The 15,571-nt window shown below is 43.3% G+C and carries 12 protein-coding genes and 1 pseudogene; 10 read left to right on the top strand and 3 right to left on the bottom strand.

Going from position 1 to position 15,571, the window contains the following annotated elements:
• The first annotated feature begins 169 nt into the window (after positions 1–169).
• The 4 genes from KDD30_RS17095 to KDD30_RS17080 all read left to right on the top strand — a co-directional run bounded on the left by KDD30_RS17095 (position 170) and on the right by KDD30_RS17080 (position 4,594).
• Positions 170–937, top strand: coding sequence for a (Fe-S)-binding protein (locus KDD30_RS17095; RefSeq protein ID WP_249199400.1), 768 nt, complete (start codon positions 170–172; stop codon positions 935–937).
• Complete coding sequence (locus KDD30_RS17090; protein WP_211651224.1) at positions 930–2,378, top strand: LutB/LldF family L-lactate oxidation iron-sulfur protein; 1,449 nt, start codon at positions 930–932, stop codon at positions 2,376–2,378. Before KDD30_RS17095 ends, KDD30_RS17090 begins: the two co-directional genes overlap by 8 nt.
• Positions 2,375–3,028: a lactate utilization protein gene (locus tag KDD30_RS17085; protein ID WP_211651223.1), complete on the top strand. Its 654-nt coding sequence runs from the start codon at positions 2,375–2,377 to the stop codon at positions 3,026–3,028. Before KDD30_RS17090 ends, KDD30_RS17085 begins: the two co-directional genes overlap by 4 nt.
• Positions 3,029–3,631: 603 nt before the next feature.
• Positions 3,632–4,594: a TDT family transporter gene (locus KDD30_RS17080; RefSeq protein ID WP_211651222.1), complete on the top strand. Its 963-nt coding sequence runs from the start codon at positions 3,632–3,634 to the stop codon at positions 4,592–4,594.
• Positions 4,595–4,712: 118 nt separating this feature from the next.
• On the opposite strand, the pseudogene KDD30_RS17075 reads toward KDD30_RS17080, so the two are convergent.
• The 3 genes and pseudogenes from KDD30_RS17075 to KDD30_RS17065 all read right to left on the bottom strand — a co-directional run bounded on the left by KDD30_RS17075 (position 4,713) and on the right by KDD30_RS17065 (position 8,009).
• Positions 4,713–6,178: pseudogene (locus KDD30_RS17075) on the bottom strand (mannitol dehydrogenase family protein).
• 119 nt (positions 6,179–6,297) lie between these two features.
• Positions 6,298–7,314: a zinc-binding alcohol dehydrogenase family protein gene (locus KDD30_RS17070; protein ID WP_211651221.1), complete on the bottom strand. Its 1,017-nt coding sequence runs from the start codon at positions 7,312–7,314 to the stop codon at positions 6,298–6,300.
• 2 nt (positions 7,315–7,316) lie between these two features.
• Positions 7,317–8,009 carry a FadR/GntR family transcriptional regulator gene (locus KDD30_RS17065; RefSeq protein WP_211651220.1) on the bottom strand — a complete coding sequence of 231 codons (693 nt, stop codon included), beginning with the start codon at positions 8,007–8,009 and terminating at the stop codon, positions 7,317–7,319.
• Between the two features lie 1,228 nt (positions 8,010–9,237).
• On the opposite strand from KDD30_RS17065, the gene KDD30_RS17060 reads away from it, so the two are divergent.
• The 6 genes from KDD30_RS17060 (at position 9,238) to KDD30_RS17035 (ending at position 15,556) form a co-directional block, all read left to right on the top strand.
• Positions 9,238–10,203, top strand: coding sequence for a TRAP transporter substrate-binding protein (locus tag KDD30_RS17060; protein WP_211651219.1), 966 nt, complete (start codon positions 9,238–9,240; stop codon positions 10,201–10,203).
• Positions 10,204–10,277: 74 nt separating this feature from the next.
• Positions 10,278–10,796: a TRAP transporter small permease gene (locus tag KDD30_RS17055; protein WP_211651218.1), complete on the top strand. Its 519-nt coding sequence runs from the start codon at positions 10,278–10,280 to the stop codon at positions 10,794–10,796.
• A gap of 1 nt (position 10,797) precedes the next feature.
• Positions 10,798–12,072: a TRAP transporter large permease gene (locus tag KDD30_RS17050; protein ID WP_211651217.1), complete on the top strand. Its 1,275-nt coding sequence runs from the start codon at positions 10,798–10,800 to the stop codon at positions 12,070–12,072.
• Positions 12,073–12,123: 51 nt separating this feature from the next.
• Entirely contained in the window at positions 12,124–13,227 is a 1,104-nt protein-coding gene (locus tag KDD30_RS17045) for an alpha-hydroxy acid oxidase (RefSeq protein ID WP_249199399.1), read from the top strand.
• Between the two features lie 199 nt (positions 13,228–13,426).
• Positions 13,427–14,497, top strand: coding sequence for a mannonate dehydratase (gene uxuA / locus KDD30_RS17040; RefSeq protein WP_211651215.1), 1,071 nt, complete (start codon positions 13,427–13,429; stop codon positions 14,495–14,497).
• Between the two features lie 135 nt (positions 14,498–14,632).
• Positions 14,633–15,556: a sugar kinase gene (locus KDD30_RS17035; RefSeq protein ID WP_211651214.1), complete on the top strand. Its 924-nt coding sequence runs from the start codon at positions 14,633–14,635 to the stop codon at positions 15,554–15,556.
• Positions 15,557–15,571 lie beyond the last annotated feature (15 nt).

Below are 15,571 nucleotides of genomic sequence, written 5' to 3'. Positions count from 1 at the left end.
GTGCATTTTCCCTGACTGACTCGTCAGGGAAAATGTCTATTCCTGCAAATTTGGAATCAATCTTTTTCATTCATTCTCTATTTGCCACGCCAACGAAGCGTTAACATCATTTCAACAATTCACAATCGTGTCAGTCATGTCACCGCATGTTGTTCAGGGAGCGTCCATCGTGCAGATTCATCGCCTTTATCCTGCAAAACCACAAAAAGTCTACCTTTATGCGACCTGCCTGGTGGATCTGTTTGACCCGCAAGCCGGGCTGGATGCCATCGCTCTGATTGAACGCGAAGGCATTGAAGTCATTTATATCCCCAAACAAACCTGTTGCGGACAGCCTGCCTACAGCAGTGGCTACAATGACGAAGCGCGTCAGGTTGCTTTGAGTCAGATGGATCTATTTCCGGAGCCCTGGCCGGTGATCGTCCTGTCCGGTTCCTGCGGCGGTATGATGCACCACCATTACCGGCGTCTGTTTCAAAACACGGCATGGGAGAAAAACGTCGTTCAGTTTTGTGACCGGGTGTTTGAACTGACCGAGTTTCTGGTCAAGGTTTGCCGAGTGCAGTGGCAGGACAGCGGGACACCGGCTTCCGTGGTGATGCATACCTCCTGCGCTGCCCGGCGTGAAATGCAGGTTCACCTCACTGCGGGCGCGTTGCTGGCACAACTGCAGCAGGTAGAAGTCCGGCAACAGGCTTACGAAAGTGAGTGCTGTGGCTTCGGCGGGACTTTTTCCGTTCGTCATCCCAAGATCAGTCAGGCCATGGTGGAAGATAAGACCCGCCACCTGAGCGACGCGCACGCGGATCATCTTGTCAGTGCAGACTGGGGATGCCTGCTGAATATCAACGGCGCATTGTCCTATCAGGACAATCCGTTACAAGGGCAGCATCTGGCCAGTTTTCTGCTCAGCCGGACCGGAGGTGTCCATGAGTAAATATCAGCCGGAACAGTTTCATCAACAGGCTGCTGACGCCTTAGCCGATCCGCAACTGCGTCAGAATTTTCGCGGCGCCATGGACTACCTGCAGGAAAAAAGACGCAGTGCTTTTGCCGATCCTAAAGAAGAAGCTGATATCCGTGATTGTGCAGAAGCCATTCGACAACGCTGTTTAAGCCATCTGCCTGAATTACTGGAGCAACTGGAAGCGAACTGTACCGCCAATGGCATTCAGGTCCACTGGGCAGAAAACGCCGCCGATGCGAATGCGATTTTTCTCGCCATTGCTCAGGCCGCGACTTCGCCTTCTGATCATCCGCTGCTGATGATCAAAGGCAAGTCCATGGTCAGTGAGGAAATCAATCTGAACCATGAAATGGCGAAACATGGGATCACCTGTCTGGAAAGTGACATGGGCGAATATATCATCCAGCTGGATGGCGACACGCCCTCTCACATCATCATGCCGGCCATTCACAAAAATAAGCAGCAGGTCTGTGACACTTTCTCTGAACATCTCCCCCACTTCACACCGACTACAGATGTCGACACGCTGATTCAGACCGGCCGCCAGCAACTGCGGGAAAAGTTTCGGACCGCGCAGATTGGCGTCTCTGGCGTCAATTTTGCCGTCGCCGAAACCGGCACGCTTTGTCTGGTAGAAAACGAAGGCAACGGCCGTATGTGTACAACCGTACCTGACATTCACATTGCCATTACCGGCATCGAAAAAGTGGTGGCGTATCTCAGCGATGTACCGCCGCTTTACAGTGCGCTGACCCGATCGGCGACCGGGCAGGCAATTACAACGTATTTCAATATGATTTCCTCGCCGAGAAAGCCGGGCGAGCTGGATGGCCCGAAAGCGGTGCACCTGATCTTGCTGGATAACGGACGGACCCAAGCCTATCAGGATGAAGAAACCCGGCAAACGCTGCAATGTATTCGCTGCGGCGCGTGCATGAATCACTGCCCGGTGTATACCCGGATTGGCGGACATGCCTACGGAACCGTCTATCCCGGCCCCATCGGCAAAATTATTTCTCCTCATTTGCTCGGTCTGGAAGCAACGCAGGATTTAGTCACCGCGTCCACTTTATGTGGTGCCTGCGGCGAAGTGTGTCCGGTGCGGATCCCGATTCCATCCCTGCTGCAGCGACTCCGGCACGAAGCAAAACAACCGCCGGATCCTGGCCATGATCCCCTGAAAGGTCAGCGAGCTGCCGCCAGTACCTCAGAAGCCCTGATGATGAAAGGCTTTGCGCTGGCCGCCACCCATCCCGCTTTGTATCACGCGGGCACCTGGACTGCGGGGAAGGTAAATCAGTGGATTCCAGACAAACTCGGCCACTGGACCCAATGCCGCACGGCCCCGAAACCGGCGCCCAAAAGCTTACACCATCTGATGAAACGAAAACGCAAGGGAGAGTCCTCATGAGTCAGGCCAGACATGCCATTCTGGCAAAACTGCGGGCAGGAAAAAAATCGGGGAAAACGGACAAGCCCACACCTCTTTATTCACCCTGGCTCGCTTCCGATGAAGCCACCCGTCTGACGCGGTTTTGTACGCAGCTCACCGCCAACCACGCGCAGGTTCACCAGTGTCAAGCAGCAGACCTGCAGTCACAAATACATGACATTGTCACAAGCATGACAACCCCCCGAATCGCCACAGGAACACAGGGACAATATCTGGCGAAAATTCGTGAAGGCTGTCAATCGGCAGACATTGTGCCGTTTATACAGCCGATTGAGCGCTGGAAGGAGAGTTTATTCTCTGAAATCGATATAGGTATCACACATACCCATGCAGCTATCGCAGACACCGGGACGCTGGTTCTTTGGCCGGATTCGACTGAGCCCCGGACTTTGTCTCTGGTGCCGCCTTGCCATCTTGCGCTGGTGAACGCATCTGACATTGCCGACAACTTTGCCGATTTGATACAAGCCCAAGACTGGCACCATGGGCTGCCGACCAATGTGGTACTGATTTCCGGTCCGTCAAAAACAGCCGATATTCAGCAAACCCTGGCGTATGGTGCCCATGGCCCCCGGCAACTGATCGTCATTGTGCTGACTGATCGGTAAAAACAGCGTCTTCATCATGCATCTCCAGCCAGACAGGCAAAAGAAAAGCCGCACATTGCGTGCGGCTTGTTTTCGTGATTGCCTCAGTCTACCTACTCAGCACACTGATGGCCTTTCTACCGGGGGCTTCGCCACTCATTACGTTGAGTATGCCGGACTCGATAATCGTCAGTATTTTTCAATCGAGCTATATGCTTTCTTGGCGAAGAAGTATCAATTTTTGTGATGTTGCTTTCCAAATTGTAACACTAAGTCTTCACGGGCTTAGTGCCTTGGTGGTTGTGCCCTCTGAAGCCGGATACAACCTTGAAGTATGGAACCCAAGAAAGTCGAAGAACAGCTTAATCCTCCAGAAGCTAGAGCATGAAACTCTCTCACTTCGCACACTTCACTATTACTATGGTATCAAATCCTGTATTTCGCAACTTTGTCGGCCGATTCTTTAGCTAAAAAAGATGCTTCAGGTCACAAAAGAGAAGCCCGTCTTCTGTCCTGAATCACTCCGGATTACTCTGCGACGAGATTCACAAGCCAGAATCATTTTGCAATCATTTCGTGTAAGATCCGTTCTTTTGATTATCCAATCAGTTGTGAGGAAACAGAGTGACACTTGGCAGAGCATTTATTCAAGTCCCAACCGCCCAGGCTGCATTAGCGCTTGCCATCACGGGTACCGGTCTTGCCTGGTCATTGTTCTACCCCGAAGTCGGGGGCCATATTCGCGCCATTTGCGCCTGGGTGGGCGCTTGCCTGCTGATACCGGTGATCATGAAATACCTGTTCAATCCGAGTCTGTTTCTCTGCGACCTGCGTCATCCCTTATATGGCAGTCTGATGGCACCGATTTCGATGACGATGCTGGTGCTCGCGGATTATCTGGCCGGTATCCATCAGGCCAGCGCTAAACTGATCTGGTATCCGGCCCTGTGCCTGCATTTCACCATGATGGTGCTCTTTTTCAGGTTTCAGTTAAGCCAGTTCCGGCTCATTCACTTGTATCCCAGCTGGTTTCTCTACCCGGTAGGAGCGATCAGCGGCACGATGGCGGGTTCTCAGCTGGGGTATGCTGAGTTTTCAATTTTTATGACCAACGCCTGTGTTGCGATTTACTTTTTCATGCTGCCCGTTGTGCTATACCGCCTGTGCTTTGCCGGTAGACTGCCCCGCGTTGCCAGACCGACACTCACCATCATGGCCGCGCCAGTGAACCTGTCTCTGACGGCTTACCTGACCAACCTGACGCAACCCGATCCAATACTGACCGGTGCACTGGCGGGTATTGCAATCACCATGACGATCTTTGTTTACCTGTGCTACATCGATATTCTCAAATACCGCTTTCAGCCTTCCATGGCAGCCATTACCTTTCCATCCGTCATCAGTGCCGTCGCGATGTACCGGCTCACAGAATGGCTGCCGGATGATCATGCACTGGCCAAGTATCTGAACCTGACCGGCGTGTTTGAAATCACAGTCGCAACCTTGCTGGTGCTTTGGGTCGGCACCAACTATGCCATCCATTACTGGAACTGCTATATTCGCGAGCCGCTTCAGGCCAAACAGTAAGCAGAAAGGCCCTTTCGGGCCTTTTTCATTGCAACCATGTTTTTACTCGAAGTCGTGCTGCACTCCGGTAAAAAAGCGCTTGAGTGATAGGAATTTAGAGTTGATTGACTACATACGTTTAAATTGTTGCTTCCAATACAGCTGCCTTTGTGCCTTTTTGTTCAATATTTTTATATGCCTTAGTAATCGCATCAATCACCGACTGTCGTTGGACAATCGATTGATCGAAGATAGTGTCTTCAGACAAGAGCGCTTTGACCATAAATTCGGCAGTCCTGTGCTCTTTACTGATGGACAACAAATGATCAGATAGAGGGTCAATAACCTCTATGGGTTGATTATTTTCATCGATTCCCCTGATGTAGCGCATCCAAGCTGCGACTCCCAATGCTAGTGCAGTAAAATTGCGTTCTTTTGTCGCTAAAATTCCTATCGATTCAATCATACGTTGTGGGAGTTTTTGGCTGCCATCCATAGCGATTTGAGATATCTTATGTTTTAAATGTGGATTCGAAAATCGTTTCAAGAGTAGTTCTGAATAATCAACAAGATTAATATCATCGATCTCTTGCAGTGTTAGCTGCTGCTCGTTGAGCATTAGGCGACGGGTCATCTCTTTGAAACTAGGGTTCTCCATCGTATCTGAAATATACTCATACCCAGACAAGTAGCCTGTGTAAGCAAGAAAAGAGTGACTGCCATTCAGCATTCTAAGCTTCATTTCTTCATAGGGCTGTACATTTTGTACAACGGATACACCTTCAATTCGCTCCCATTGCGGTCGACCGGATACGAAGTTATCTTCAATCACCCATTGCAGAAAAGGCTCAGTCATCAAACCACAAGGATCGATCTTACCGGCTAATCGTTCTATGTTTTTCAATGATTCATCTGTGGTTGCCGGAACAATACGATCAACCATCGTATTCGGAAAGCTAGCTTCAGCTGAAATCCACTCAGAAAGAGCTGGATCCACAATGTTGGCGTAAGCAATAATCGCGGCTTTCGTAACATCGCCGTTGTGAGGCATATTGTCACATGACATGACACTGAACGCTGATAACCCTCGTTCTTTTCTCAAGCTTAACGCTGCAACAATGACACCTATGGCAGATTTGGGGGCTTTGGGTGTCGAAATATCTTTGGCGATTAAAGGATGACTCGGATTGAGTTGGCGTGTATTCGGGTCGACGCAATAGCCTTTTTCTGTGATGGTTAATGACACAATCGACACTTGAGGCTCCGCCATACAGCTTACAATTGAATCGATACCATCCAGGCTCGGGTGCATGCTATCTATTATCGATTCAACTGTATGAACGTTTACGGTCGTATGATCTTGCTCAACCACAGTATAACAATGATCTTGATCCCTCAATTTCTGAATGAAAGGCTTTCCACTCAATAAGCTTACGGTTGTATACCCCAATCACTTGGACATATCTGGTTGAGCCTCTGTAATACTAAAGCCTGATGAGCACGAAAAAAAGCACCACAACCAATATGAACGATTCGGCTTTTAAGTAACGAGCGATCATAATCTGAAATGAACGGTAGGTCACATCCAGTTAAACTTGAAGTCATATAAGAATCCTTAGCTGTAAATCTGATGGTGGGAATAAATGAGCTATCGAAGCCTCCAAGTGAACATAGAGGAGTTATATATAACGAAACTTTAAACGAATTCTGAATTATAAGAACAATTAGTGCAGCTTTATCAGAGCCTTACGTACTTTTTGTGGTTCAGTTTCAATAAGTTTAATCGCACTGGGAGCCGTATCTAGGGTAAATTCATGGCTGATTAAAGAATCGGTATCGAGTTTCCCTTGGGCCATCCATTCTATCACTTTAGGGAACATCCTATTATTTAGCCGAGAGCCTACAATCGTTAATTCTTTTTTGATAACTTCTACTTGCTGTAATGGGCTGTCCTCACTTGAAAAGCCGAGCAAACAAACGGTTCCAGCAGGTGCCGCTATCCTCATCATTTCAGGAATAAGTGAAGGAATGCATGCAGCGTCAGCAATGAGGGGAACACCTTGACCATTTGTCAGCGCCATGACTCGTTGCTCGGTGTTTTCTTGTTTAGGATTAATGGTGCAGGTTGCTCCTAATTGTTTGGCTGTTTCTAACTTTTCATCAAGAAGATCGACAATGATAGATGATATACCTAAAACATTTGCAACCTGTACAATGGTTAATCCAATCACACCAGCACCATAAATGAGTATGGTGTCCCCCGCTGAAGCGTTTAATCGGCTAAATACATTAGCAGCGATACTATAAGGTTCAATCAGAGTTGCAGCTCTTAAATCGATACTGTCTGGAAGTGCAATGACATTAGAAGCAGGAACGGCTTGAAACTGTGTGAACCCACCATCGGTGTGAACACCAATAACTTTTAGTTCAGTACACACATTAGAACGACCCATTTGGCAAAGGCGACACTGACCACAGCTGATTACTGGATTAATCACAACATTTGTCCCGACCTCAAACGCACTGACACGGTTTCCTATTTTTTCAATAGTCCCAACAAATTCATGCCCAGTGATTCTAGGATAAGTTGCAAAAGGATTTTGACCATGAATAATATGTAAATCCGAGCCACATATTCCAGCATACTCTACACGAACTAACACTTGGTCATCGGATAACGGGGGGACGTCTTGCTCAATAATCTGGTAGTCATTAATTCCATTTACAATAAGTGATTTCATTTTTAATTACTCAACTTGTTTACAACATTATCAATATGATTGATCATGGCTGATTCGGCCTGTTCTGGCTCTCCAGACTTAATTGCGTTAAAGATTGCAAGATGATCGTCAATCCAAACGCCTTTTTCTGTAGGTTCGTTAGCGATGACCTCCATTCGATCCCACATTTTTCCTTTCATATGCAGGGACATGAGATCTTGGTGGAAAAGCGTAAGTAATGGGTTTTGGCAGGCGTTTGCGATAGCAAAATGAAACTGCTGGTCAGCATCATGAGATGCCTTGAGCCTCAATTCGGGGCTAGAGAAAAATTGAGAAGCATTCATCATGCTGATGCATTGTTGTAGTTCGGTGATCAATTCCGGTGTATTGTTTAATGCAGCTTGCTTAGCGAATTCAGCTTCAATGACTTTTCTGGCAGATAAAATATCGTTTGGCGTAAACTCGCTCAATGAAGGTGAAGATAATTGAGGCTGACTTTGTAAAATGTAAACACCTGCCCCTTTCTTTATTTCTGCTATTCCTAATAGTTCTAAATACACCATCGCTTCGCGTATGACGGTACGACTCACATTGAGCTCTTCTGACAACTTGCGCTCTGGTGGAATTTTTTCCCCTACGAGGTATTGTTTTGCATTAATTCGGTTAATGATCTGATTGGCGACAGTTATGTAAAGCCGTTCAGTTTTTATTTTCATATCTTACCTTGTGACGTAATAAATTCTATTGTCTCGATCGTGAGCCCTGTTACACCCAACGTTGGCTTTTACTCTCTCAATCGAGCGACCTCAAACGGTAAAAATGGCTCTGAGTTTTCATGGCTGAATATGCAACCACCATCACTTACCGAAGGTGCTCTTCATTAAACCATCATTTTTTCAGTAGTTATGTGACCAAAGGCAAGTTAACATGAATATATTGTCCAGACCAATTCATATTCTCCTTGGTTAATTGGATAGGCCAAATCTTATTTCATTCTAACAATGTGATTTTTCAGTAGTGGAAGTCGCATTGCACGCTTTACGCGCTGAGTGTGAGTCACCCGAAGTCAATAACTGACAGTGTTTTCGTAATAGGTAACCTTTCACCACAGGGGATTGACTCAGCAGGAAGGAAGCTAAACACGTCTGGGGAGGCCTGCTTACGAATGACTACCGTCACGATATCGCAGATGACATTCAACGCAAAAAAACCTTCGTTTCCTGTAGATTCCCCCCCCCCCGACAGAACGAGAGAGCAAAGCTGTTCACCACGGTGCGAGTAGTGCCAAAGCAGACTTTTCGCATGATGACGCTGCCGCGAATACAGCGTCTGCTCCGTTATTGGTAACGGAACCCCCTCATGACTCAGGAACACCCAAAGCCCGGCTTCATGCTTCAGTATATAGGCTCACCGTCCCGTATCTCGTGAGGCTGGAACCTACTCGCCTTTTCTCAGCCAGTCTGTGAGGCTTTTTCTTAGCCGGGCCATCCGGCTTCGCTAGCGCGCTTCATCTATATTTTGTTTTCGAACCAATCCTGGACCCGAAACACACTGTGGCAGAGTAACACCAGGCGCCTACCGATATAGCCTGTCAGCCCAATCTGTATCACTGATTGATGATATGTTGGTTCTAATACCATGGAATGTCGATCGGGTTGGCGTGAGTCAGCACTTTACTGCTTCATTCACCGCTAACGTAGACCCAAATTTTATGAAGGTAAACCAAGCGCGACTGCCTCGTTCAGAACGACAGCAAATGAGGCTTAGTGGTGAAATTAATATGTGTTATCTGGCATAAAACTGTGATTGTACACATGAAAAAAGCATGCTAGGAGCCATATTTTTGACACGTCTATCACAGTTAACATATTTGTCAATTGTACAAGTTTTATCCAATGCTAGATTTAATTGGTCTGTACAATAAAATATAAAATGGAAACCAACATGAAGCATAAACTCTTGAGTGCCACTATCATAGCAACCTCTCTTTTCACTGGCGTTGTATCCGCTGCCGATTACACTTTGAAATTTGGCCATCTGGCAAACGATGATAATGTTTGGAATGAAGCAGCTCTACACTTCCAAAAAACAGTAGAAGAAAAATCCGATGGACGAATTGAAGTCTTGGTGTATCCGAACTCAGAACTTGGCTCAGAGATGGATATTATCAATAGTATTCAATTAGGCACGGTCGACCTGACTATCTCTGGTGAATCATTGCAAAACTGGGCACCTAAAGCTGCATTGCTTGCAATCCCATACGCCATCCGGAATAGCGAGCACTTAACAGCAGTCGCAAATGGTGATGTTGGCAAAGAGATTGAAGAACAAATTACTCAACAAGCAGGTCTCGTGCCACTGACTTGGTTTGAACGTGGAGCGCGTAACCTGACTTCGAATAAACCAATCAAGACGCCAAAAGATCTCAATGGGACGATTTTACGTGTTCCAAATGTACCAATCTTTGTGAAAGTGTGGGAAGCGCTTGGTGCTAAGCCGACTCCAATGGCATTTTCGGAAGTATTTACCTCCCTGCAACAAGGCACGATTCATGCGCAAGAAAACCCATTATCTCTGATTAACAGTGCATCATTCTTCGAAGTGCAAGACTATGTGAATAAAACAGAGCACGTACGTAGTTGGATTTACGTCGTGATGGGTAAGCGTCAATTAGATAAATTACCAAAAGACTTACAAACAGTGGTTCGAGAAGCTGCTGCTGAAACACAAGTTTACGAGCGAGAGTTATTCCTTGAAGATGAAAGAAAATTGTCTGAGGTATTGCATGAAAAAGGAATGAAATTTGTTGATGTCGATCAAGAAGCATTTCGTAAAGTAGCACTACCCGCTGTTCGTAATAGTTTGAACCAAGATCAGCTACTGCTGTTTGAAAAAATTCAAAAACTATAAAAACTACAAATAACCCTTGGGGAGGATAGCCTCCCTATTCTATCATGAGGGAAATGATGACGACGATCATAAAAGTGGCAGAAGAACCAAAAGATTCACTCGTTTCAAGAGCTGTGAATTGCATTGACCAAATTGCCACTCGTTTTTTTAGTTTTTTTACTATCTGTTGCTTGATAGCATTATGTTTTGTTGTTTTACTACAGGTATTTTCTCGGATTTTTTTAGAGCATACTCCAGCATGGACAGAAGAACTTTCCCGTTATTTTTTTATCTATACTGTTTCCTTTGGATCGGGTTTAGCGTTTAAATCAAAAGAACTTGTCAGTATCGATATTATCGTGTCCAGGTTAAGCAAGAAATCGAAAAGTATATATAAATTATTTGTTAATATCGTTATTTCTATTTTTATTTTTGTTGCTTTACCTAATGCAATTCAATTTATGAGCATTGGTGAATGGCAAACATCACCAGTCCTTGCAGTTCAAATGGACTACATATTTTTTGCAAGTGTTTTAATTTTTGCAAACTTACAATTATTTATATTAATAGACTCTATTAAAATAATAATTAAATATACAGGTCTGAGAGAATGATATGGAAGTCTATCTATTATTTTCTGTTTTTTTCATTTTACTAATAGTTGGTTTCCCGATTGCAATTACGCTCGGAATAGCATCAATGAGCTACTTATTGGTTTCTGACATTTCGTTAACCGTTATCCCACAAAAAATGTTTGCCGGGATTGATTCATTTGTACTTCTGTGCATTGGCGGTTTTATATTAGCTGGAAACCTAATGAACAGAGGGAATATTACAAATCAAATCATTGGGTTAAGTAATGCTTTGTTCGGGCATATTCGCGGTGGACTCGGTTTAGCAAATGTTAGTGGATCAATGTTATTTGGCGGAATATCAGGTACAGCAGTTGCTGATACTGCATCAATTGGTTCTGTCATGATTCCTGGCATGGCAAAAAGCGGTTATGATAAGCCATTCGCCGCCGCTGTAACTGCTGCGTCTTCAACAATAGGACCTATTATTCCTCCCAGTGTTCCTATGATCATTGTCGGTACTTTAACAAGTATTTCGGTTGGAAAGTTGTTCCTTGCAGGTGCGGTACCTGGTTTATTGCTGGGCATCGGTATGATGGCAACAACCTATTTCTTATCGTTAAAACGTGGTTATCCGAAAGAAAAGCGAGCTACTTTATCAGAAATCCTTCTTCATTTACGCACCAGTTGCTGGGCGATCTCACTGACATTCTTAATACTTATTGGCATTGTTGGTGGCTTCTTTACACCAACAGAAGCTTCTGTCGTCGCGGCACTCTATGCAATGATTATCGGTATGTTTGTTTATAAGGGATTATCCTTTAGAGATCTTCCTCAAATACTACTTTCTACCGCAGTAACCACTGCATCTTTAATGCTGCTTGTTGGTTTAGCCAATGTTTTTGGCTGGATATTAACCTCTGAAAAAATCCCACAAATGATTGCTTCAGCAATATTAACGATAAGTGAAAACCCAATCATTGTATTGCTTATCATAAATTTATTATTGTTGTTGGTTGGTTCATTCATGGAAACCATCGCAGCACTCATTATACTATTTCCGACATTATTAGGTGTAGCGACTGCAGTTGGGGTTGACCCGGTACATTTTGGCATCATCGCAGTACTTAACTTGATGATAGGTTTAACAACACCGCCAGTAGGGGTTTGCCTATTCGTCGCTGCAGGCATTGGAGGTATTCCCATGGAAAAAGTCGTGAAAGCGATTGTACCTTTCTTACTGTGTAATATCACTATTTTACTCTTAGTGACTTATATTCCTGCGCTATCGCTGTGGCTACCAAGTATGTTTCTATAAATAACTAGAGTTGATGTGATGTTAAACCGACAATACCCAGATCATTCCAGAATGAGAAAAAAAACCAAAAAAAATATTCCAAAGTTCATTTATGAATATTTAGAAGGAGGCTGCTTTGATGATATTGGTCTGGAGACAAACCGTTTAGCATTGCAGAAACATAAGTTATCACCACGGTATTTAATACCATATTCAAAATGTAGTCTAACAACAACAATTCTTGGTAAAAAATATAATGCACCATTCGGAATAGCGCCAATAGGATTGCAAGGTCTAATTTGGCCAAATTCCCCTGCTATCTTGGCTAAATCGGCAAAGAAATACAACATCCCATATATTCTCAGTACTGTCTCTTCAGAATCGATAGAAGTTATTTCGGAGTTGGCTGAAGATAATGCATGGTTTCAGCTATATAATCCAGTTGATGAAAGTATACAAGATTCAATATTGAGCCGTTTAAAGATTTGTGGCTATAAGAATCTGGTTGTAACTGTAGACATTCCAACATTTGGATTTAGGCCAAAAGATATTGTGAACGGTTTAACCATGCCACCTAAGCGCTCTGTGAAAAATTTTATCGATATATGCAAAACACCATATTGGGCAACTCAAACGCTCAAATATGGAATACCAAAGTTTAAAAACCTAGAGCCATACATGAGAGAACATCGGTTAGAGTTACCAGAGATGATGCGTTCAATGGCTATGGGAAAAGTGGATACAGAAGGCTTAAAACGAATCAGAGATAAATGGGAAGGAAACCTGATAATAAAAGGTGTGTGTTCAATCAGTGACCTCAAATTACTGAAAGAGACCAATGCTGATGGTGTTATTTTATCTAACCATGGTGCTCGGCAACTGGATGCCTGCGAATCCCCTGTAGATATATTAAGAAGGATTGATGGTGACTGTCTGCCTTCAGGCATGGCGGTGATGATGGATAGTGGCTTACGCTCTGGTGTAGATATTGCTCTCTCTTTAGCATCTGGTGCCCAGTTTACATTTTTAGGTCGTTTCTTTATGTATGCCGTTTCGTCTTTAAGTAGAAAAGGCGGGGATCACGCAATCGAATTATTGATACAGCAGCTTACTCAGGTTTTGGAGCAAATTCGGTGTGAAAATCCCAGTCACTTAACCGATTTTCTAGCAAATTAGAAAATCAATCAGAATTATATTTCGATTGGGAATTTTTTGATGACGAATAACTACGTGAGTATGATCCTGTCTCAAATTTACATTATTTTGATATCACAGAGAATATAAAACCATGTAATTAATTCGGTATAACTTTATTGGTATATTACTAGAAATCAAAAACATTTTTAATAAATAGAACGTAATTTTGGAGTTAAATATGAAGATGTCATTTCGCTGGTATGGTGTAGGGAATGATGAGATAACCTTACCTCACATTAAACAGATTCCCGGAGTTGAAGGAATAGTTTGGTCCCTGCATGATATTCCTGCAGGAGAAGTTTGGACTGAGGAACGTATCCTCGCTGAAAAAGAGATCATAGAAAAGGCAGGTTTCAATATTGATGTGGTTGAAAGTGTAAATGTTCATGAAGATATAAAGTTGGGGCTACCGTCAAGAGACAAGTATATTGAAAACTATAATGAAACCTTAAAGCGACTAGCTAAAGTTGGAGTAAAAGTCGTATGTTATAACTTTATGCCAGTGTTTGATTGGACAAGAACTGAACTCTATAAAGAATTGGAAGATGGTTCCAATGCATTATTTTTTGAAAAGAGTCGAATTAATGACATTGAACCAATGGAACTGATTGAAAAATTATCAAGAAACGTCTCTGTAACTATGCCAGGCTGGGAGCCAGAACGACTCTCACAATTAAAAAACACATTCGAAAAATATAAATATTTTACAGATGAGGAACTTTGGAAAAACCTAAAATATTTCTTGGATAAGGTTATTCCTGTTTGTGAAGAGTACAACATAAAAATGGGTATTCATCCGGATGACCCTGCCTTTCCTATATTCGGATTACCGAGAATAATTATTAATAAAGAGAACATACTAAGGTTATTAAATTTAGTAGATAGCCCGTACAATGGTTTAAGTTTATGTACAGGATCTCTCGGGTCAACCGATAACGATATTCCAGGTATTATAGATGAAGTTCACAATCGAATTCATTTCGTGCACATACGCAATGTGAAAAGGTTTGATAATGGTGACTTTATCGAATCATCTCACCGAGCATGTGATGGTTCAGTTGATATTATTAAAGTCATTCAAACTCTACATAAGCATAATTATCAAGGATATGTTCGACCAGATCATGGTCGTCATATCTGGGGTGAAGAAAAATGGGCGCGCCCCGGTTACGGTTTATATGATCGAGCTCTTGGAATCATGTATATTCTCGGCGCATGGGATAATCTTCAGGCTCAAAAATTAGATTAGCAGTCATTTATTCTAGACTATCCGTAGAGTTATTTATGTAAATTGGAGCGAACAAGTAATATTCTAACCAATTGACATACCTGTGAAAATTCTATTGTTGATAGATTAACTTTTGTTGTGTAGCGAAGACAAAAAATGAAGAAATTAAAAATAGCTATCATTGGCGAATGTATGATTGAACTACAGCATAAAGATGGGCAGTTACAGCAATCATTTGGCGGTGACACGCTAAATACAGCACTCTATCTTGCTCGTCTGTGTAAATCACAAGAGATTAACATAAGCTATGTGACTGTATTAGGCCAAGACTCTTTTAGTAAACAAATGCTGAACGCTTGGCAAGACGAACTGATTGACACCTCTCTAATTAACCAGATCCCCGAGAAACAACCAGGGATATACTATATTCAGACTGACGATACTGGTGAACGTAACTTCTATTATTGGCGAAATGAATCAGCAGCAAAGTTTTTATTTGATCAAGGAAATTCAGATGAACTAATAGCAAGATTGAAGAAGTTTGATTTTATTTATGTTACTGGTATCACACTGGCCATTTTGAATGAACATAGCCGAGAAATACTATTTAAACTTTTGGACAGTTTTACAGGTCAGGTTTTATTTGATAATAACTATCGTGCAAAGTTGTGGAATGACCGAATTGAAGCACAGAAAATTTATTTAAAAATGCTGTCTTATACACATACAGCATTGTTGACTTTCGATAATGAAGAAGAATTATACGGCGATACTGATGTTGAACAGTGTATGGCACGTACAAAAGAAGCAGGTGTATATGAAATTATTATCAAACGTGGTAGCAAAGATTGTCTTATCGTTGAAGGTAATTATTTTTCATCAGTCGCAGTACAAAAAGTCGAGAATGTAGTCGATACAACTGCAGCTGGAGATTCATTCAATGCAGGTTTTTTAGCCAAACGCTTTTGTGGTGGCAGTGCAACACAATCAGTGGAAGCTGGGCACATTGTGGCAAGCACCGTGATTCAGCATAAAGGCGCAATTATCCCACAAGAAGTAATACTGGGTTTATCTTTATAAACAATTCAAAAAAGA

Origin of the sequence: Photobacterium sp. GJ3, assembly GCF_018199995.1 — a bacterium.
GTDB lineage: Bacteria > Pseudomonadota > Gammaproteobacteria > Enterobacterales > Vibrionaceae > Photobacterium.
The sequence above is the reverse complement of the archived record's forward strand: the minus strand, read 5'-3'. Positions and strand labels throughout refer to the sequence as shown.

Coding starts and splice junctions, on each gene's coding strand:
- KDD30_RS17090 (WP_211651224.1), top strand. CDS start 930: ATGAGTAAATATCAGCCGGAACAGTTTCATCAACAGGCTGCTGACGCC.
- KDD30_RS17085 (WP_211651223.1), top strand. CDS start 2,375: ATGAGTCAGGCCAGACATGCCATTCTGGCAAAACTGCGGGCAGGAAAA.
- KDD30_RS17070 (WP_211651221.1), bottom strand. CDS start 7,314: ATGAAATCACTTATTGTAAATGGAATTAATGACTACCAGATTATTGAG.
- KDD30_RS17065 (WP_211651220.1), bottom strand. CDS start 8,009: ATGAAAATAAAAACTGAACGGCTTTACATAACTGTCGCCAATCAGATC.
- KDD30_RS17060 (WP_211651219.1), top strand. CDS start 9,238: ATGAAGCATAAACTCTTGAGTGCCACTATCATAGCAACCTCTCTTTTC.
- KDD30_RS17050 (WP_211651217.1), top strand. CDS start 10,798: ATGGAAGTCTATCTATTATTTTCTGTTTTTTTCATTTTACTAATAGTT.
- KDD30_RS17045 (WP_249199399.1), top strand. CDS start 12,124: ATGAGAAAAAAAACCAAAAAAAATATTCCAAAGTTCATTTATGAATAT.
- uxuA (WP_211651215.1), top strand. CDS start 13,427: ATGAAGATGTCATTTCGCTGGTATGGTGTAGGGAATGATGAGATAACC.
- KDD30_RS17035 (WP_211651214.1), top strand. CDS start 14,633: ATGAAGAAATTAAAAATAGCTATCATTGGCGAATGTATGATTGAACTA.